This is a genomic window from Streptomyces sp. NPDC047017, assembly GCF_040644175.1.
Lineage (GTDB): Bacteria > Actinomycetota > Actinomycetes > Streptomycetales > Streptomycetaceae > Streptomyces.
The window spans coordinates 1-18,463 of the sequence record NZ_JBEYVW010000006.1; the positions used below are offsets into that span (position 1 = coordinate 1).

At 75.2% G+C, this 18,463-nt stretch carries 16 protein-coding genes; 4 read left to right on the forward strand and 12 right to left on the reverse strand.

What is annotated here, in order from left to right:
* Positions 1 to 88: 88 nt before the first annotated feature.
* The 3 genes from ABZ858_RS11890 to ABZ858_RS11900 form a co-directional block, all read right to left on the reverse strand.
* Positions 89 to 541: an ATP-binding protein gene (locus ABZ858_RS11890; protein ID WP_361375345.1), complete on the reverse strand. Its 453-nt coding sequence runs from the start codon at positions 539 to 541 to the stop codon at positions 89 to 91.
* A gap of 375 nt (positions 542 to 916) precedes the next feature.
* Positions 917 to 2,659 (reverse strand): pyruvate dehydrogenase, encoded by a 1,743-nt coding sequence (locus ABZ858_RS11895; RefSeq protein ID WP_361375347.1) that lies wholly within the window; start codon positions 2,657 to 2,659, stop codon positions 917 to 919.
* 64 nt (positions 2,660 to 2,723) lie between these two features.
* Complete coding sequence (locus ABZ858_RS11900) at positions 2,724 to 4,172, reverse strand: protein phosphatase 2C domain-containing protein (RefSeq protein ID WP_361375349.1); 1,449 nt, start codon at positions 4,170 to 4,172, stop codon at positions 2,724 to 2,726.
* Between the two features lie 558 nt (positions 4,173 to 4,730).
* Here ABZ858_RS11900 and ABZ858_RS11905 point away from each other — a divergent pair.
* Positions 4,731 to 5,723 (forward strand): helix-turn-helix domain-containing protein, encoded by a 993-nt coding sequence (locus ABZ858_RS11905; protein WP_361375351.1) that lies wholly within the window; start codon positions 4,731 to 4,733, stop codon positions 5,721 to 5,723.
* A gap of 36 nt (positions 5,724 to 5,759) precedes the next feature.
* Here the strand turns inward: ABZ858_RS11905 and ABZ858_RS11910 are convergent, their stop codons facing one another.
* The 6 genes from ABZ858_RS11910 to ABZ858_RS11935 form a co-directional block, all read right to left on the reverse strand.
* Positions 5,760 to 6,302 (reverse strand): methylated-DNA--[protein]-cysteine S-methyltransferase, encoded by a 543-nt coding sequence (locus ABZ858_RS11910; protein ID WP_361375353.1) that lies wholly within the window; start codon positions 6,300 to 6,302, stop codon positions 5,760 to 5,762.
* On the reverse strand, positions 6,299 to 7,747 hold the full coding sequence (locus tag ABZ858_RS11915; protein WP_361376149.1) for an AlkA N-terminal domain-containing protein: 1,449 nt from the start codon (positions 7,745 to 7,747) through the stop codon (positions 6,299 to 6,301). The genes ABZ858_RS11910 and ABZ858_RS11915 overlap by 4 nt, the downstream gene beginning before the upstream one ends.
* A gap of 442 nt (positions 7,748 to 8,189) precedes the next feature.
* Complete coding sequence (gene rsgA, locus ABZ858_RS11920) at positions 8,190 to 9,287, reverse strand: ribosome small subunit-dependent GTPase A (RefSeq protein ID WP_361376152.1); 1,098 nt, start codon at positions 9,285 to 9,287, stop codon at positions 8,190 to 8,192.
* Positions 9,288 to 9,605: 318 nt separating this feature from the next.
* Positions 9,606 to 10,358 carry an alpha/beta fold hydrolase gene (locus tag ABZ858_RS11925; protein WP_361375355.1) on the reverse strand — a complete coding sequence of 251 codons (753 nt, stop codon included), beginning with the start codon at positions 10,356 to 10,358 and terminating at the stop codon, positions 9,606 to 9,608.
* A 204-nt stretch (positions 10,359 to 10,562) separates the two neighbouring features.
* Positions 10,563 to 12,062: a cellulose-binding domain-containing protein gene (locus tag ABZ858_RS11930; protein ID WP_361375357.1), complete on the reverse strand. Its 1,500-nt coding sequence runs from the start codon at positions 12,060 to 12,062 to the stop codon at positions 10,563 to 10,565.
* 230 nt (positions 12,063 to 12,292) lie between these two features.
* Entirely contained in the window at positions 12,293 to 13,651 is a 1,359-nt protein-coding gene (locus ABZ858_RS11935; RefSeq protein WP_361375359.1) for a radical SAM protein, read from the reverse strand.
* A gap of 278 nt (positions 13,652 to 13,929) precedes the next feature.
* On the opposite strand from ABZ858_RS11935, the gene ABZ858_RS11940 reads away from it, so the two are divergent.
* The 3 genes from ABZ858_RS11940 to ABZ858_RS11950 all read left to right on the forward strand — a co-directional run bounded on the left by ABZ858_RS11940 (position 13,930) and on the right by ABZ858_RS11950 (position 16,782).
* A complete protein-coding gene (locus ABZ858_RS11940) occupies positions 13,930 to 15,183 on the forward strand; it encodes a D-arabinono-1,4-lactone oxidase (RefSeq protein WP_361375361.1) in 1,254 nt (417 codons plus the stop codon).
* A 95-nt stretch (positions 15,184 to 15,278) separates the two neighbouring features.
* Positions 15,279 to 15,917, forward strand: a complete 639-nt coding sequence (locus ABZ858_RS11945) for a WHG domain-containing protein (protein ID WP_361375363.1) — start codon at positions 15,279 to 15,281, stop codon at positions 15,915 to 15,917.
* A 61-nt stretch (positions 15,918 to 15,978) separates the two neighbouring features.
* Positions 15,979 to 16,782, forward strand: a complete 804-nt coding sequence (locus tag ABZ858_RS11950) for an alpha/beta hydrolase (RefSeq protein ID WP_361376155.1) — start codon at positions 15,979 to 15,981, stop codon at positions 16,780 to 16,782.
* On the opposite strand, the gene ABZ858_RS11955 is transcribed toward ABZ858_RS11950, so the two are convergent.
* The 3 genes from ABZ858_RS11955 to ABZ858_RS11965 all read right to left on the reverse strand — a co-directional run bounded on the left by ABZ858_RS11955 (position 16,763) and on the right by ABZ858_RS11965 (position 18,423).
* Positions 16,763 to 17,542: an isocitrate lyase/phosphoenolpyruvate mutase family protein gene (locus ABZ858_RS11955; protein ID WP_361375364.1), complete on the reverse strand. Its 780-nt coding sequence runs from the start codon at positions 17,540 to 17,542 to the stop codon at positions 16,763 to 16,765. The two genes, ABZ858_RS11950 and ABZ858_RS11955, sit on opposite strands and share 20 nt — an antisense overlap.
* A gap of 292 nt (positions 17,543 to 17,834) precedes the next feature.
* The gene (locus tag ABZ858_RS11960; RefSeq protein ID WP_361375365.1) at positions 17,835 to 18,158 is read right to left on the reverse strand and encodes a hypothetical protein; all 324 of its coding nucleotides are present in this window, start codon (positions 18,156 to 18,158) and stop codon (positions 17,835 to 17,837) included.
* Between the two features lie 70 nt (positions 18,159 to 18,228).
* Positions 18,229 to 18,423 carry a hypothetical protein gene (locus tag ABZ858_RS11965; RefSeq protein ID WP_361376158.1) on the reverse strand — a complete coding sequence of 65 codons (195 nt, stop codon included), beginning with the start codon at positions 18,421 to 18,423 and terminating at the stop codon, positions 18,229 to 18,231.
* Positions 18,424 to 18,463: the final 40 nt, after the last annotated feature.

The window sequence follows — 18,463 nt, forward strand, 5'->3', positions numbered from 1 at the left end:
GGGGGGGGGGGGGGGGGGGGGGGGGGGGGGGGGGGGGGGGGGGGGGGGGGGCGGGCCCCGCCCCCCGCCCCCCCCCCCCCCTCCCCGTTCACGCCGCTCGGTCGCCGAGTTCGAACCAGACGGACTTGCCGACCCCGTGCGGGCACACACCCCAGTCGTCCGCGAGGGACTCGACGAGGAACAGTCCCCGCCCGTTGGTGTCCTCACCGGCCACCGGCCGGCGCGGCCGGGGCCCGCGGCCCACGAAGTCCCGTACCTCCACGCGCAGTCCGCCGCGCGGGGACACCGTCGCCGTCAGGATCGCGTCGTCGTCGGTGTGGACGAGCGCGTTGGTGACCAGTTCGCTGGTGAGCAGTTCCGCGACCTCCGAGGTGTCCGTGCGCCCCCAGGGGCGCAGCAGCTCACGCAGTGCCCGGCGCGCCTCGGACACGGCTCTGAGGTCCGCCCGCTCCAGCCGGCGCCGCAGCTGGGGCGGGGCCGGGCGGACCGCGCCGTCGGTCTCCTCCCGCGCCGTCCCGTCCGCGAAGGCCCCGGCCGTCATGGGGCCGCCCCCTCGTGCCTGACTCTCCATCTCCCCCGCCCGCGTGCCGATATCGGTTCCCCTCCAGCCCGAACACGTTCACCGGGATCCCTGCCCCTGTGCGGCCCGCGCCAGTCATGCCGGATCGCCGACGCCCGGGTGTTCGGCCATCCGCGGGCCGCCCCGCGCGCGGCGCACCCGGCGCCGTACCCCCGCGCCGACCGGCGCGCCGCCTTGCGCGGGCTCCCGCCGGACGGGCGCGGTGGCCCCAGAGGCGCCCCTGGACCCGTCCGTACCCACGGGAGGCACCCCGGCCCGCGGCAGGGCGCGCGTCCGGCCCGGCGGCGAAATTGGCCAAAGTACGCCGCTTTTCGCGTCCACCGGGCCCGACGGGCCTCACGGCCGGGGCACGTTGCGCAGATTGGAGCGGGCCAGCTGCACCATCCGGCCCACCCCGCCGTCCAGCACCATCTTCGAGGCCGAGAGGGCGAAACCGGACACCATCTCGGCCTTGATCTTCGGCGGGATGGACAGGGCGTTGGGGTCGGTGACGACGTCCACCAGCGCCGGGCCCTTGTGCCGGAAGGCATCCTTCAGCGCCCCGGCCAGGTCCTTGGGCTTCTCCACCCGGACGCCGTACGCGCCGCAGGCACGGGCCACGGCGGCGAAGTCGGGGTTCTTGTTGGTGGTGCCGTACGCGGGCAGGCCCGCGACCATCATCTCCAGCTCGACCATGCCGAGCGAGGAGTTGTCGAACAGGACGACCTTCACCGGAAGGTCGTACTGGACCAGGGTCAGGAAGTCGCCCATCAGCATGGAGAATCCGCCGTCCCCTGACATGGAGACCACCTGCCGGTGCCGGTCGGTGAACTGCGCGCCGATCGCCATCGGCAGCGCGTTCGCCATCGAGCCGTGCGAGAAGGAACCGATGATCCGGCGGCGCCCGTTGGGCGAGATGTACCGCGCGCCCCAGACATTGCACATGCCGGTGTCGATGGTGAACACGGCGTCGTCGTCGGCCACTTCGTCGAGCACGGCGGCCACGTACTCGGGATGGATGGGGACGTGCTTGTCCACCTTCCGGGTGTACGCCTTGACGACGCCCTCCAGCGCGTCCGCGTGCTTCTTGAGCATCCGGTCCAGGAAGCGCCGGCTCTTCTTCTCCCGCACCCGCGGGATCAGGCAGCGCAGCGTCTCCCGCACATCCCCCCACACCGCCAGGTCCAGCTTGGAGCGGCGGCCGAGGTGCTCGGGCCGCACGTCCACCTGGGCGATCTTGACGTCGTCGGGCAGGAACGCGTTGTACGGGAAGTCGGTGCCGAGCAGGAGCAGCAGGTCGCACTCGTGGGTGGCCTCGTAGGCGGCGCCGTAGCCGAGCAGCCCGCTCATCCCGACGTCGTACGGGTTGTCGTACTGGATCCATTCCTTGCCGCGCAGGGCGTGGCCGACCGGGGACTTGATCTTCCCGGCGAACTCCATCACCTCGGCGTGGGCGCCCGCGGTCCCGCTGCCGCAGAACAGGGTCACCTTGTCCGCCTCGTCGATCATCCGGGCGAGCCGGTCGATCTCGGCGTCGCCGGGGCGGACGGTGGGCCGGGAGGTGACGACGGCGGTCTCGGCGGCCTTCTCCGGGGCGGGCTCGGCCGCGATGTCGCCGGGCAGGGTCACCACGCTGACGCCGCCGCGGCCGACCGCGTTCTGGATGGCGGTGTCCAGCAGCCGGGGCAGCTGCTTCGGGTTGGAGATCAGCTCGCTGTAGTGGCTGCACTCCTGGAACAGCCGGTCGGGGTGCGTCTCCTGGAAGTAGCCGAGGCCGATCTCGCTGGAGGGGATGTGCGAGGCGAGGGCGAGGACGGGGGCCATGGAGCGGTGGGCGTCGTACAGGCCGTTGATGAGGTGCAGGTTGCCGGGGCCGCAGGAGCCGGCGCAGGCCGCGAGCTTCCCGGTGATCTGCGCCTCGGCGCCGGCCGCGAACGCGGCGGTCTCCTCGTGGCGGACGTGGATCCAGTCGATGGCGGCGTCGCGGCGGACCGCGTCGACGACCGGGTTGAGACTGTCCCCGACGACGCCGTACAGGCGCTTGACCCCGGCACGGACGAGGATGTCGACGAACTGCTCTGCGACGTTCTGCTTGGCCATGGCTCTCGGTGCCCCTTCGGTCTCCGGCGGACTCCTCGGGTCCATGAAGGCACAGCCCCGGCGCTCACGCCTCCCACACGGCCGCGGCCGTACGGTCGTCCGCGTACCCCTTGACCCGGGTCTGGGCGTCCGCCAGGAAGGCCGCCAGGCCGGGCGGCGCGGGCTTCTCCCACCGTCCGGCCAGGTGCGCGCCCAGCGCGGGCTCGCCGCGCAGCGGCTCGGCGAGCCCGCCCGTGCACATCAGGAGGGTGTCACCCGGCCGGGCCAGGGAGGCCCGGAAACGAAACGGGTCACCGGGCGGGCGGGGCGCGGGGACGACGGCGGCCGCGAAGGGTCCCGGCGGGGCGGGGATGCCGAGGCCGAGGGTGAGGCGGTCGCCGCCTGCGGGGTCCGGCGGGTCGAGATCCTCCCAGGCGCCCTCGCGCAACCGGAACAGGCCGCCCGCGCCGACGCCGAAGAAGACCCGCACCCGGCACTGGGGGTCGGCGGGCAGCAGCAGGCAGCGCAGGCTCGCCGCGTACGTCTCGGGGTCGACACCCTGTTCGACGGCGTCGGCGCGGAGTCGGCCGAGGCTGCGGTCGGTGAGGCGGTGCAGGCCGGACTTCAGCTCGCCCCGGCGGGCGGCCCGGATGTCCTCGGCCAGCCGGACGTGACTGCGGCCCACGGCCTGGGCGATCCACCGGCACGCCTCGGCCGCCGCGCGGTGCGCGCCCGGCGCGGCGCGGGCGCCGGTCGCCATCGCGACCAGGACCAGCGCGTGGTCGCCGGTGCCGAACCGGGCGGTGAGCAGCGCGTCCCGGCGCGGTTCGCCCCGGTAGCGGGGCGAGTCCCCCCGCACGGACGCGGCCCGCAGCGTGCAGGCCCCCTGCCGGGCCCCGTCCAGCACCGTGTCCGGCACCAACTCCACCAGCCCGTCCGGGTCCACGACCGGCAGGGCGGTGGGCTCCGCGTCGTAGGTCGGGGGGCCGGAGCCTACGTGGCCGACGTGATCGTCGTTATCGACGGGGGCGGGGGGATCGCCGGGGGCGGGGGCGAGTGGAACGCTCCCCCGCTCGGGAGCCGCGCCCCGGAGCCAGCCGGTGGCCGGGGACGGCTCGTCGGCGGGGGTGTCCGGACCGGAGCCGGCCGGAGCGGGGGCGTCCGCGGCCGGCGCGGACGGGCCCGGGCCGCCGGGAGGAGCGGCCGGACTGTCCTCCCCCGGCGGGGACGGCACCGGCCCGGGAGCGGCCGGTTCCCACCAAGGGGCGGGCGCGGGCGGAGACGTACCGGCAGCGGCCGGTCCCCGCGCGGGCGGATCGCCGTCGAAGCGCACCCACTCCTCGTCCGGGTCGTCGACCGCCCCGCCCCCCGGCTGCGCGGCGTCCACCGCGTCCACCGCGTCGGCGGCCGAGGCGAAGCGGTCGTCCAGGGAATCGGCCGCGGCCGTGGGCCCCGTGTCCCCGGCGGAGTCGTCGTACAACTGCCCCCACCAGTCGGCCTCATGACCGGTGGGCCTTCCCCCCTGCTGGCTCATGCCACCGATTGTCCACCGCGGGGGCCGGTCGGAGACGGGGCATCCGGAAAATGCGGCGGGTGCGCGGGCCCCGAACGGCCCTGCGGAGGACACCTCGAACTCCCGTACGGAAACGTACGGAAACGTACGGACTGAAGTCGCCGGGCGGTCCCACCCCCCACGGGAGAACCGCCCGGCGACGCCTGGAGGACCCGGTCCGGCCGGGTCGCGCGCGGAACGGCGGAACACCGCCGCGCGGGCACGGGCACGGGCACGGTCGCGGGCCTGCCGCTCCTGCCGCCGGGGCCGCGTGCCGCGCGGCGGCCGGGGCCGGCCGGCATCCGGACGGGGGCGGGGCCCGGAGCGCCGCGCTCCGTACGCGTCCGGGCAGGCCGCACCCGTGCTGCCGGGTACCGGGGCCGCCCGTCGCCGCTTCGGTGCTGCCACCTTGTCAGGACGGCCGGGGGTACGGCGATGATGTTGGGCGGCGGGTTTGTGCCGTGGCTGTTTCCCGCCACCGCCGACACGTGCCGCACCGCCGGTCGGTGACCGGGGTCCGAAGGGGAGGGACGGCAGCTGATGCTGGCAGCGATAGGGCTGGACGAGAGACACGAGTCGGCGTACCGGGCACTGGTGTCCGTGGGCGCCGCGGAGGTGCCCGATCTCGCGCGCCGGCTGATGCTCGGCGAGCACGACACCGAGAGCGCCCTGCGCCGCCTGGAGCGGCACGGGCTCGCCGCCCAGTCCTCGGCCCGGCCCGGCCGCTGGGTGGCCGCGCCGCCCGGGGTGGCGCTCGGCGCGCTGCTCACCCGGCAGCGGCACGAACTGGAGAAGGCGGAACTGGCCGCCGCGCTGCTCGCCGAGGAGTACCGCGCGGCGGCCTCCGAACCCGCGGTGCACGACCTGATCGAGGTGGTCACCGGCGCCCCGGCGGTCGCGCAGCGCTTCCTGCAGTTGCAGCTGGGCGCCGCCGAGGAGGTGTGCGCGCTGGTCACCGGCAGTCCGATGGCCGTCTCCGGGATGGAGAACGACGCCGAGGAGCAGGCCGCCGCGCGCGGGGTGCGCTACCGGGTGGTGGTCGAACGCGCGGTGCTGGACCTGCCGGACGGCATCACGGAGCTGACCGCCGCGCTCGGCCGCGACGAGCAGGTACGGGTCGTCGACGAGGTGCCCACCAAGCTGGTGGTCGCCGACCGGGCGCTGGCGATGGTGCCGCTCACCTCGCGCACCGCGGAGCCGGCCGCGCTCGTCGTGCACGCCAGCGGCCTGCTGGAGCTGCTGTCCGGGCTGTTCGAGTCGGTGTGGCGGGACGCGCTGCCGGTGCGCCTGGGCGCGTCCGGCGTCACCGAGCAGGGCCCGGACGGCCCCGACGCCACCGATCTGGAGGTCCTTTCGCTGCTGCTGGCCGGTCTGACCGACGCGAGTGTCGCCAAGCAACTCGACCTGGGCCTGCGGACCGTGCAGCGCCGGGTGAAGCGGCTGATGGTGCTGACCGGAGTGACCACCCGGCTGCAACTGGGCTGGCACGCCTACGAGCGCGGCTGGGTGGCCAGGGAGCGCCGCGGCGGCTGACCCGGCGCTCCCTGGCTCCCTGGCTCCCTTGCTCCCTTACGGCAGTGGTACGCCCTCCAGCGAGAGCAGCCGCACCTTGCGCTCCAGGCCGCCCGCGTAGCCGGTGAGCGAGCCGTCCGCGCCGATCACGCGGTGGCAGGGGCGCAGGACCAGCAGCGGGTTGGCGCCGATGGCGCCGCCCACGGCCCGTACGGCGGCCCGGGAGGCGCCGATCCGCGCGGCGATCTCGCCGTACGTCGTGGTCGCGCCGTAGGGAACGGAGTCGAGGGCGGTCCACACCCGTTCCCGGAACGCCGTGCCGTCGGCGCGCAACGGCAGGTCGAACTCCTTGAGTTCACCGGCGAAGTAGGCCCGCACCTGTTCCTCGGCCGCGCGGAACGGGCCGGGGTCGTGCCGCCAGTCGTCCCATACCGTGCGACCGCCCTTCTGGCCGGGCACGGACAGGGAGGTGAGGGCGCCGTGCCGGTCGGCGGTGAGGAGCAGCGGCCCGAGGGGGCTCTCCAGCCGGGTCCAGTAGGTCGTCGCGGTGTCGGCCAGGGCAGTCAGGTCGCCGGCCGTGCCGGTGGGAAGAGTCGTCATCGTTCCAGTTCCTCCGCGGTGAGCAGGTGTCGCAGTGCGTAGGAGCGCCAGGGGCGCCAGTGGTCGGGGAAGGCCGCGCCGGGCGGGGCCACGTCGGGATCGGCCAGGGCGCGGACGCGGATGGCGGCGGCCGTGGCGGCGTCCAGGCCGGGCAGGGCGAGCAGCGCCCGGTGCGCCTCGTCCCGGTCGGCGCCCGGGTCGAGCCGTACGGTGCCGTCGGCGAGGACGGCGGCCAGGGCGCCGAGGGCGCCCCCGGGCTCGGCTCCCGCGAGGACGTCCGGCTCGGGGAACAGATGGGTCAGGGAGCCGTCGGGGGCGTCCAGCGCCTTGCCGTAGCGCCGTACCAGCTCTCCGGCGGCCTCCGGTCCCACCAGCGCCCGGATCGCCGCCTCCTCCGGGTCCGCGGCACCCGGGGAGCGCAGGCCCGGCCGGGCGGCGACCAGCGGGGCCAGCCGCGGGTCCGCGCCGAGCCGTTCGTCCACGGCGTACGGGTCGGCGTCGAGGTCGAACAGGCGCCGCAGCCGCTGCACGGCCGTCGTCAGGTCGCGCGGGTCGGTCAGGTGGAGCCGGGCCTCCAGCCAGCCGCCGGGACGGGCGGCTGACGTGCCCTGCGGCGTGCCGGGGCGTTCGTCGACGGCGGCGGTCCCGCTGCCGTACGGCAGCCGCAGCGCACGCCGGTAGGTGCGGTCGCCCGGGGCGCCGGTCACCTCCTCGACGCCGGGCACGGCCTCGCGCTGGAGCAGGTCGAAGACGGGCCCGGCCTGGTAGGGGCCGCGGTGCGCGAGCCGCAGCGGTATGGCCGCGGCGGGTGTGGCCGTCGGCGTGACTGTGGCGGCCCTGTCGTCCCGGCCCCGGGCCCGGGACTGGGGCCGGGACTGGGGCCGGGTCCGGGGCGCGGCGGCGCGCAGCGCGCTCGGGGTGGCCGCGTAGACCTCCCGTACGGTGTCGTTGAACTGCCGCACGCTGGCGAACCCGGCCGCGAAGGCGACCTGGGTCACCGGCAGGCCGGTGGTCTGCAGCAGGACGCGCGCGGTGTGGGCGCGCTGCGCCCGGGCGAGCGCGACCGGTCCGGCGCCGACCTCGGTGGTGAGCTGCCGCTGCACCTGCCGCGCGCTGTAGCCGAGCCGCGCGGCGAGTCCGGCGACGCCCTCCCGGTCGATCACGCCGTCGCCGATCAGCCGCATCGCCCGCCCGACGACGTCCGCCCGTACGTTCCACTCGGCGGAGCCGGGCACCGCGTCCGGCCGGCACCGCCGGCAGGCGCGGAATCCCGCGCCCTGGGCGGCGGCGGCCGTGGCGAAGTACCGCACGTTGTGCCGTTTCGGGGTCACGGCGGGGCAGCTGGGACGGCAGTAGATCCCGGTCGTCCCGACGGCGAAGAAGAACTCGCCGTCGAACCGCCCGTCCCGGCTGCGTACCGCCTCGTACCTGGTGTCCTCGTCCATCACGCTGTCCAGTGTCCGCCCCCGGCGACGACGGGGCTGGCGGAATTCGGACACGACTGTGCCGGGGGGCGGGGGGCGGAGGCCCGCGGCCCGGGGTCCGAGGCCGTGGCCCGGGGCCGAGGGCCGTAGACCGGGGTCCGAGGCCGTGGCCCGGGGCCGAGGGCCGTAGACCGGGGTCCGAGGCCGTGGCCCGGGGCCGAGGGCCGTAGACCGGGGTCCGAGGCTGTGGCCCGGGGCCGAGGGCCGTAGACCGGGGTCCGAGGCCGTGGCCCGGGGCCGAGGGCCGTAGACCGGGGTCCGAGGGCCCGGCGCCGGGCGCCGGGCGCCCGAGGGGGGCCGGAGGCCCGGTACCTACCCCGGGGGACGCCCGAGGCCGAGGGCCGGGGCCAGGGGCCCGGGAGGCCCGAGGCCCGGGGGGAGCCGGGGCCCGAGGCCCGGGGCGCTACGCCCACCGCCCCCGCTTCGCCTCCATCGCCGCGCGGCCCTCCGCGCCCTTGCGCTTCCAGTCCCGCCGGATCTCCGCGCGCAGCCGGGCGTCGGTCTTGGCGACGATCCACTGGTTCTCGCGCATCAGCTTGCGGTAGCTCTCCAGCCGCCGCTCGGGCAGTTCGCCCGAGTCGACGGCGGCCAGCACGGCGCAGCCGGGTTCGCGCTCATGGGCGCAGTCGTGGAAGCGGCACTCACCGGCCAGGTCCGCGATCTCGGAGAAGACCTGCTCGACACCGCTCTCGGCGTCGAACAGGCCCACCCCGCGCAGACCCGGCGTGTCGATCAGCACACCGCCGCCGGGCAGGACGAGGAGGTTGCGGGTGGTCGTGGTGTGCCGGCCCTTGCCGTCGACGTCCCGGGCGGCCTGGACCTCCATCACGTCCTCGCCGAGCAGCGCGTTGGCGAGGGTGGACTTGCCGGCCCCGGACTGCCCGAGCAGCACGGAGGTCCCGCCGGAGACCACGGCGGCCAGCACGTCGAGGCCGTCCCCGGTCACCGCGCTGACCGGCACCACCGGCACACCGGGCGCCGCCGTCTCCACGTCCCGGACGAGGTACGAAAGCCCCGCCGCGTCCGCCACCAGATCCGCCTTGGTCAGCACGACCAGCGGCTGGGCGCCGGACTCCCAGGCCAGCGCGAGGAACCGCTCGATGCGGCCGAGGTCGAGTTCCACGGCGAGCGAGACGGCGACGATCGCGTGGTCGACGTTGGCGGCGAGGATCTGCCCCTCGGAGCGCTTGGAGGAGGTGGAGCGCACGAAGGCGGTGCGGCGCGGCAGCAGCGTGCGCACATAGCGGGGGTCGCCGTGCGGGTCGACCCCCGCCCAGTCCCCCGTGCACACGACCTGCATCGGGTCGCGGGGGACGACGAACTCGGTGTCGGCGTGCACGGTGCCGGTCGCGGTGACGAGGTCGCAGCGGCCGCGGTCGACCCGTACGACGCGGCCGGGCAGCAGTCCTTGGGCGGCGTACGGGGCGAACCGCTCCGCCCAGCCGTCGTCCCAGCCGTAGCGGGCGAGCGGATGCGGCGCGACGGAGGGAAGGGAAGAAATGGAGGGAACGGAAGGAACGGAAGAAGACGAGAAGTGCAAGGGGGACCCTTCGCAGGGCGGTCCCGGTCACGCGAGAGCGTGCGATGGTCAGCCGGAGACCGCGGAGGTGGAGTGGATGAACGTGTCGGCGCGGGCAGCACCCGTCATGTGGACAGCCATCGGTCACACCTCCTGTTTCTCGTTTCTCGCACGGCTGATCGCGGCGGTTTGCGGCCACCGTGTGAAGCACCTTCAGATTAGGGACCCGCCGGAACGCGTGCCACTTCTTTTCCGGACCGGTTCTTTTCCGGACCGGTTCTTTTCCGGACCGGCCGGTCCTCACAGGTGCGCGCGCAGCCCGTCCCGGATCGCGTGCGCGACCGCCGGACGCTCGGCGTCGAGGTAGAAGTGGCCGCCGCCGAAGACCTGGAGACCGAACTCCCCCGTGGTGTGCTTCTCCCACTGCCGGGCCTCGGCCACCGAGACCCGCGGGTCGGCGTCCCCGACGAGGACCGCCATCGGGCAGGTGACCGTGGCGTCGGGCGGGCAGCGGTAGGTCTCGACGGCCCGGTAGTCGGCGCGGATCGGCGGCAGGACGAGCGCGCGCAGCTCGGGGTCGGCGAACACCACCGGATCGGTGCCCCCCAGCTTCACCACGTCGGCGATCAGGCCCTCGTCGTCGCGCAGGTGCACGTACGTGTCCTCGTCCCGGACGATGCCGGGCGCCCGCCGCCCGGAGACGAACAGCCGCACCGGGGACCAGCCGGGGTCCTTCTCCAGCCGCCGTACCGTCTCGAAGGCCACCGTGGCCCCCATGCTGTGCCCGAAGAACGCGGTGGGCAGGCCGAGTTGCTGCCGCAGCACCCCGCTGAGGCGGTCGGCCAGGGTGGCGATGTCGTCGACGCAGGGTTCGGCGTTGCGGTCCTGGCGGCCGGGGTACTGGACGGCCACCACCCTCACCTCGGGGCTCAGCAGCCGGGCCAGGGGGGCGTAGGAACTCGCCGCGCCTCCCGCGTGCGGGAAGCAGACGACCTGGGCGCGGGGGCTCGGAGCGGGGGCGAAGACCTTCATCCACGCGCTGGCGTCGGACATGACTCACCTCAAGCAAGTGTGGCGACGCGGCCAGGGCGTCGCGGCGAACACGAACACGTCGTACACGAACACGTCGTGCACGCACACACCATGCACGCACACACCATGCACGAACACGCCGGACAGCGGCAGGACTTGCACGTCGTGGACGCTGTACAGGCTGCCGGAGCGTACCCCGCGCACTCCCCCGGCAGTGTCCCGGACTCAGCGGGTCCGCGCGCAGTCCCGGCCGTCGAGGGTGAAGTCGTACGGCGTGGCGGTGCCGGCGCCGCCGGTGGCGACGAAGCCGAAGGAGAGGGTGCCGTCGGCGGGGACAGTGCCGTCGTAGCCGGTGGCGGTGGCGGTGACCCGGGTGCCGTGCTGGGCGACGGTGGCGTCCCACATCCGGGTGACGTGTGCGTCGCCGGGGAAGGACCAGGCGACCCGCCAGGTGTCCAGGGGCCGGCCGGTGGTCACGGAGACGGTGACCTGGAAGCCGTCGCTCCACCGGTCGACGAGGTCGTAGCGGACGCGGCAGGGCGCTGTCTCTCCGTCGGCGGCGCCGGGCGGGCCGTCGTCCGCGGCGGCCGAGGAGGTGCCCTGGGGCTCCGGGTCGGGGGCTCCGGACGGGCCCGCCGCCGTACGGCTCGCGGAGGGCCCGCGGGAGCCGGCCGGGGCGGTCGTGCGGGGCGCGGGCGCGGGCGCGGGCGCGGTGGCGGACGGCGGCAGGGTCCCGGGGTCGGCGACCGGCCGCCGGTCGGTGTCGCCGTCCGCCGTGTCGCCCGCCGAGCTGCCGAACGGCATCAGCGACACGGTCAGCGCCACCCCCGACAGCGCGACCGCCGTGGCGAGCAGCCCGCCGCGCACCCGCCGCGCCCGGGCCCGTTCCTTCGCGTCCGCGTTCTCGCCGGCCGGACCGGTCGCGGGCCGGTGCGGGCCGAGGCGTACGTCGGCGGCCCGGCGGCGGCGCTCCAGGTAGGCGAGTCCGCCCCAGCCGATCACCCCCTCGGCCAGCGCGGCGGGCAGGGTGCCGCCGTGCGTCCGGAGGCAGGCGGCGGCCGCGGCGCACTCCGGGCAGACGGCGAGGTGCCGGTCGAGGTCCTCGGGGGCCTCGGTGGCGGCCCCGGGGCGGGTGACCGCGTCCAGCAGCCGGGCGTAGCCGCGGCACTCGGCGGCCATCGGCGCGTCGAGGTGGCCGCGGTGGCAGCGGTCCCGGAACAGGGCGCGTACCTGCTCCAGTTCCGCCGACACGCCGGCCGGGTCGAGTCCGAGCCGGCGGGCCACGACGGCCGGCGGCAGCGCCTCCACCTCGGCCAGCCACAGCAGCGCGGCGTCCGCCTCCTGGAGGTCCCGCAGGGCGCGCAGGGCCAGGGGGCGGCCGAGCGGCGGGCCCGTATGGCGGGCCGCCCGCGGGGAGTTGAGCCACAGCCGCAGGTCGGGGGCGAGCCGGTGGCCGTGTCCCGCGGCCTCCCAGGCGGCGGCGGTGGTGCGGACCGCGGCCAGCATCAGCGGGATCGCGGGCAGCCGGGGCGTGCGGCGGCCCCGGGACGCGCCGGCGCCGGCGGCGCGCACCTCGCGCGCGCCCAGCGCGAACGCCTCCCGGGCCAGTTCCCGGGCGGCGGCGGAACCGGCCGTGCACAGGTCGGCGTAGGAGAGCACCGCGTCCCAGCACTCGGCCGGCAGCGCGGCCTCGGCGGTGTCCCGGGGACTCGGCTGGTCGGGCATGGCACTCCTGCGTCCGGGGAGCGAGGGCCGACTGATTCCGGCGGCAACGGAGTTCGTGACGCCCCGCGGCGAGCGGCCGAGCCTTTCACGTCTTCGACACAACTGACAAGGCGCGTATGCACATGCCGTTGACGCGAAGGGACGCACGGCTTCCGCGCCCGGCGCGCGGGGTCCGGGGACCGCCCGTGACGCCTGCACGGCGGGCGTGACGCTGCGCAGCGGGCGTGACGCTACACAGCGGGCGTGCGTCCCGTCTCCGTCCCCTCCCCGGCCTCGTCGTCGGTGTCCCGCGCGGGCAGGCTGTCCATGAAGGAGCTGACCGAGAAGACGGCGCGGCCGGGTCCGGGCGGGCCGTAGCCGGGGGGCGAGGAGAGACCGAAGTCGTCCATGGTGGCGCGGTACGCCTCAAGGAGCCGGATGTGGTACTCCAGCGGGGCGCCCTGCGGGTTGGCCTTGCCGAGCGGGGTGGTGGGCTCCGGGCACCAGGTGGTGAAGCGGGGCGTGATGCCGTGCGACATGAAGAAACGCAGGCCCTCGGTGGTGGACGCGATGGCCTCGTCCACGGTGGTGAAGCCGAACGGCTCGGCCATCTCCACGCCCGCCACGAAGTTCGGGATCACGTTGCGCGCGCCGAAGATGTCGGCGGAGTCGAGGATGCGCTTGTGCCACTCGTCGCGGCCGACGTAGCGCTCCTTGCCCGGGCAGTACAGCTCGAACAGGCGGCGGTCCCACACCTCGAAGTTGGGGTGGTAGATCTGCACGCCGTAGTCCTTGAACCGCTGCACGTCGTCCTTGGGCAGCGCCTGCGCGACGACCTTGCCGATCCAGCGGCCCGGGAAGCGCTCCTCGATGGCCTTGGCGTAGTGGCCGTAGAAGTCGGCCTCGTCGCGGCCGGCGACCGTCTTGGTGATGGCGCCGCCGGTGAGGGTGTAGGCGGTGGACGCCTTCTGGGTGTCGTACCGGTCGATGATCTCCAGGGCCTCCAGCACCTCCTCCACGTCCTTGACGCCGGTGTAGGGCCGGCCGGCCGCCTTGTGCTGGCGCCAGTTGTGGTTGATGTCGCAGTACTGGCACTCCTCCTTGGCGCCGAAGTACTGGCAGACCCGGAAGACGGTGAGGTAGATCAGGTAGCCCCACTGGATGGTGGGCGCCACCTCCATCACGGACTTCCCGCTGGCCAGGGTGTGGCGGTAGTACTCCGGCATGGGCGGCACGCCGACGTCCGCGATCCGCTTGCCGTCGAGGTAGAGCCCGAGCAGGCCCTCCTCGTCGGCGGCCACCCGGTAGGGCGAGGCGGGGTTCACCCGTACGGAGACGACGGTGCGCCGCAGGTCGTACGGGCCGCCGGTGAGGATGATCTCCTCCGGCGGGCGGCGCAGCGCGGCCTCGCCCAGCTCGGGCAGGGTGCCGTGGTCGAAGGAGAAGATGAAGTACGACTTCGGCTTGACCTCGCCGCCCTCGTTGTCACTGAGCGCGGAGGGGTCGAAGGCGACACCACCTCGCAGCAGGTCCTCCTTGAAGACCGCTTCCCGCGGCACATGCGGGAAGCGCTCCATCAGATCCTCGACCAGCGCGGTACGGCTGCCCATCCGTTTCTCCTCCCGGCTCGTGCGTACGACTCCTCACGGTATGCCCCCGCTCGCGGGGCGGCCGTGCCGGGTCCCCTTCCGGGGGCGGGGGGGGCGGCACCGGGCCGGGCCGGGACGGTCCCGAGCGGGATTGGTCACCGCCCCAGGCAGGCGGTCACCGGCCCCATGCTCGCGGTCGCCACCGGTCCCGGACGGGACGGGGCGGGGCGGAGCGCGGCGGTCGGGTAGGTTCCCCGACGAGCGGACGGGCCGCCGTGCCGCGCCGGGAGGGCGAGACGATGACGGGGACCGGGGCCGGGACCGTGACCAACTGGGCGGGCAACATCGCCTACGCCGGGGACGTGCGCCGGCCGGGTACGGCCGAGGAGCTGCGCGCGGTGGTCGCGGGGAGCGCGCGGGTGCGCGCCCTGGGCAGCGGCCACTCCTTCAACGAGATCGCCGACCCCGGCCGGGGCGGCGTCCTGCTGTCCCTGGACGCCCTGCCGGCCGAGGTGGAGGTCGACACCGCCGCCCGCACGGTGCGCACCGGCGGCGGGGTGCGGTACGCGGAGCTGGCCCGCCGGGTGCACGCGCACGGACTGGCGCTGCCCAACATGGCCTCCCTGCCGCACATCTCGGTCGCCGGGTCGGTGGCCACCGGCACCCATGGCTCGGGCGTCGCCAACGGGCCGCTCGCCGCCGCCGTACGCGAGGTGGAACTGCTCACGGCGGACGGCTCCACGGTGGTCGTCGGCCGGGGCGACCCCCGGTTCGGCGGGGCCGTCACCTCGCTGGGCGCGCTCGGTGTGGTCACCGCGCTCACCCTCGACCTGGAGCCGGCCTTCACCGTCGAGCAGCACCTCTTCACCGAACTCCCGCTCGACGGGCTGGACTTCGAGGCGGTGGCGGGTGCCGCGTACAGCGTCAGCCTGTTCACCGACTGGCGCGACCCGGGGTTCCGGCAGGTGTGGCTCAAGCGGCGCACCGACCAGCCGGCGCCCCGTTTCCCGTGGGCCGTGCCCGCGAAGGCGGCGCTCCACCCGGTGCCGGGCATGCCGGCGGAGAACTGCACCGGGCAGCTGGGCGTGCCCGGTCCCTGGCACGAGCGACTGCCGCACTTCCGGGCGGACTTCACCCCGAGCAGCGGCGCCGAACTCCAGTCCGAGTACCTGCTACCGCGCCACCACGCCGTCGCCGCGCTGCACGCCGTGCACGGCATCCGTAGGGCGGTCGCGCCCGTGCTGCAGACCTGCGAGGTGCGTACCGTGGCCGCCGACGCGCAGTGGCTGAGCCCGAGCCACGGCCGGGACACGGTGGCGCTGCACTTCACCTGGGCCGACGACACGGCGGCGGTGCTGCCGGTGGTGCGCCGCCTGGAGGAGGCGCTGGACGCCTTCGGGCCGCGCCCGCACTGGGGGAAGGTGTTCACCGTGCCCGCAGCCGTGCTGCGCGGGCGCTATCCCCGCCTGGACGCGTTCCGGGCACTGGCACGGGAGCTGGACCCGGCCGGGAAGTTCACCAACGCCTTCGTACGGACCCTGCTCACCGACTGACCCGGCCGACCCCACCGATCCGACCCGCCCGCTTATTCCCTTGCTTCCTAGGCCCCCAAGGATTCACCCTAGGTGGCCTAGGAAATGAGGTACCCATGGCCCGAGCCGGCCTCACCACCGACCGCGTCGTCGCGGCGGCCGCCGAACTCGCCGACGAGGTCGGCTTCGACCAGATCACCCTGTCCGCGCTGGCCCGGCGCTTCGGGGTGAAGGACGCCAGCCTGTACGCGCATGTCCAGGGCGTGCGGGACCTGCGGACGCGGCTCGCGCTGTTCGCGGGCGCGGAGCTGATCGAGGCGATCGCCGCCGCCGTGGCGGGCCGGGCGGGCAAGGACGCGCTGGCCGCGTTCGCCGGCGCCTACCGGGAGTACGCCCACCGGCACCCGGGCCGGTACGCCGCCACCCAGATCCGGATCGACCAGGCGCTCGTCGCCGACTCCCCCGCGCTGCGCCGCACCGCCGAGATCACCTACGGCATGCTGCGCGCCTACGGCCTGGCCGAACCCGACCTCACCGACGCCGTCCGCCTGCTGCGCAGCACCTTCCACGGCTACTGCGTCCTGGAGGCCGCCGGCGGCTTCGGCGCCCCCAGGGACGTACAGCTCTCCTGGGACCGGACCGTGGAGGCCCTGCACCGCACACTCGAACACTGGCCGCGCCAGGAGGAGACCGGCGAGAAGGGGACGGGCGAGAACGGGCCCGCCGAGCAGAGGACGGAGAAGACCCATGACTGAGCCGCGCCACGCGATGGACAGCGCGCTGGACCACGCGATGGACCACGTGGTGGACCCTGCGATGAGCCACGAGATCTCCGGCAGCGGACCGGTGCTGCTCGTCCTCCCCGGCGGGGCGGGCCACCCCATGGGCCTCGACCCGCTGACCGCGCGCCTGGCCCGGCGCTTCACCGTCGTCACCTGCGACCCGCTCGGCCTCGCCCACGGGCGGCTCGGGCTGCCGGTGGCCGACCAGCGGGTCGAGGAGTGGAGCGAGGGGGCGGCCCGGCTGCTCGACGCGGTGCTGCCGGCGGGCGAGCGGGCGTATGTCCTGGGCACCAGTTCGGGCGGTATCGCCGCGCTCGACCTGCTGGCCCGCCACCCCGGGCGGCTGCGGCACGTCGTCGCGCACGAACCGGCGTGCGTGGCGGCACTGCCGGACGGCGCCCGGCAGCGCGCCCGGATGCGGGAGGTGTACGCCGCCTACCGCGCGGCCGGGCCACAGGCCGCCGGAGCCCTGCTGACCGCCGTACTGGAGGACCGCGAACCGGACCACGCCCCGGCCCCGGGGCCCCGGCCGCTGACCCGCGCGGAGGAACTGTCCTCCCCGATGGCGCTCTTCCTGGCCCACGTACTGGTGCCGTTCACGGCGTACGTCCCTTCGGAGCCCGCCCTCGGGACCGCGCGCCAGGAGCACGCAGCGACCCTGACGCTCGCCGCCGGCGAGGGCTCCCGGGGCGGGCTGCTCCACCGCACCGCGCGATGGCTCGCCGAGCGGGCCGGTGCGGGGTTCGCCGAGTTCCCCGGCGGGCACATCGGGGCCGCCGAGCACCCGGAGGCGTTCGCGGACCGGCTGGTGGACGTGTTCAGCGGTCAGGTCTGCTGAGCGCCTGCACCTCCTCGTACGAGAGGGCCGTGCCCTGCGGCGCCTGCCCGGCCGCGACGGCGGTCGCCGCCGCCACGGCCGCGCCCAGCGCCAGCCGGTAGGGCAGGGACCCGAGGCTGACCCTGCTCACTCCGAGTCCGGCGAGGCGGGGCAGGGCGGGCCCGGCGGGCGAGTAGAGGATGTTGAGGGGGACGCCGACCCGCCGGACCAGGGCGGCGATGGCCCGGGGCTCGGCCAGCCCGGGGACGAACACGCCGTCCGCGCCCGCCTGCTGGTAGGCGTCGAGGCGGCGCAGGGTGTCGGTCTCGTCGCCGTCGCCCAGCCAGTACGTGTCGGTGCGGGCGTTGACGAAGAGGCCGGGCACGGCGGACTTGACGGCGGCGATCTTGGCGGCGTGCCGGGCGAGGGGTCCGCACCCGTCCTCCAGGTTGACGCCGACGGCCCCCGCCTCCCACAGCCGGCGGGCGAACCCGGCCACCTCGTCGGGGTCGTCGCTGAACCCGTCCTCCGCGTCCACGGAGAGCAGGAAGGACCGCGAACCGAGGCCGCGCGCGAGCCGGAGGGTGTCCTCCCGGGTCGCGGCGACCCCGTCGGGCAGTCCGGCGGCGGCCGCGACCCCGAGACTCGTCGTCCCCAGGGCCCGGAACCCGCGCGCCGCCAGCGCGGCGGCGGAGGCATGGTCCCAGGCATTCGGAAGCAGCAGGGGCTCACCCGCGCGATGCAGGGCCGCGAAGGTGTCGTCACGCACTGTCTCACTCATGGACCCACGCTAGGCCCGCGTCCCTTCGGCACCGGCCGAAGTAACACCGGACCGGGGGTGACACCGACCGCGCCCCCGCCGAGGAACCGCACGCGAACCGACCGTCACACCTTCGCCGCCCCGGCGTCGCCGCACAGCACAGCTGGCCGAGTGCCCGGCGGAGGACGGTCAGCGGGTCGAGGCCCGGGAAGTGCGTACGGACCGGGGCCGACAGGGGCCGGACCCCTCACTCCCCCTTCCAGGCTGCGCTCCACGCGGATCCCGCTGAGTGACGCCCATGTCCCTTCGTTTCCTAGGCCGCAGAATCGAGAACCGCCCGCACCTCGGGTACGTCGGCGTACTCAGCGAGCCGGGCCAGGACCGCGCTGAGACCTAGCCGATAGATGCGTTCCGCCTCGGCATACCGGCCGGCGTCCGACGCGATCCAACCCACGATCTGTGCCGACTCCCCGATGTGCACGAGTAGTTGTCGGCCCGTCGGGCCGGTACAGCGATACTCGCGGAACAATCGAATAGCCTTACGAAACTCCCGCAGCGCGGGCCGCACGAGATCCCGGCCGGCCAGCAAGTCATCAGCGAGCCGCAAGCCGTGCACCCGCTGCTGTAAGTCGGCCACCTGGCCCATCCCGAGGCGGCCCCCTGGGCGGTCCCGCAGAGGCCCTAGCGGGTCATCGACGGGCAGGAAGTCAGCGGAGCGTGGGCAAGGGCGGCTCAGGGGCCGGGATCGGCGCTGTGAGCAATTCCGCGGGGACGGCCAGTGCGGCAGCGAGAAAGGGCAGCCATTCGCGCGGCGTACGCTTCCCCGTCTCCCACCGGCTGACTTCCTGTCGGCCCACCGGCTCACCGATCACCCCGGCCGCCCGGCAGACCTCCCGCGCCAGCCGCGACTGACTCCACCCGAGCCGTTCCCGCTGGTGCGTG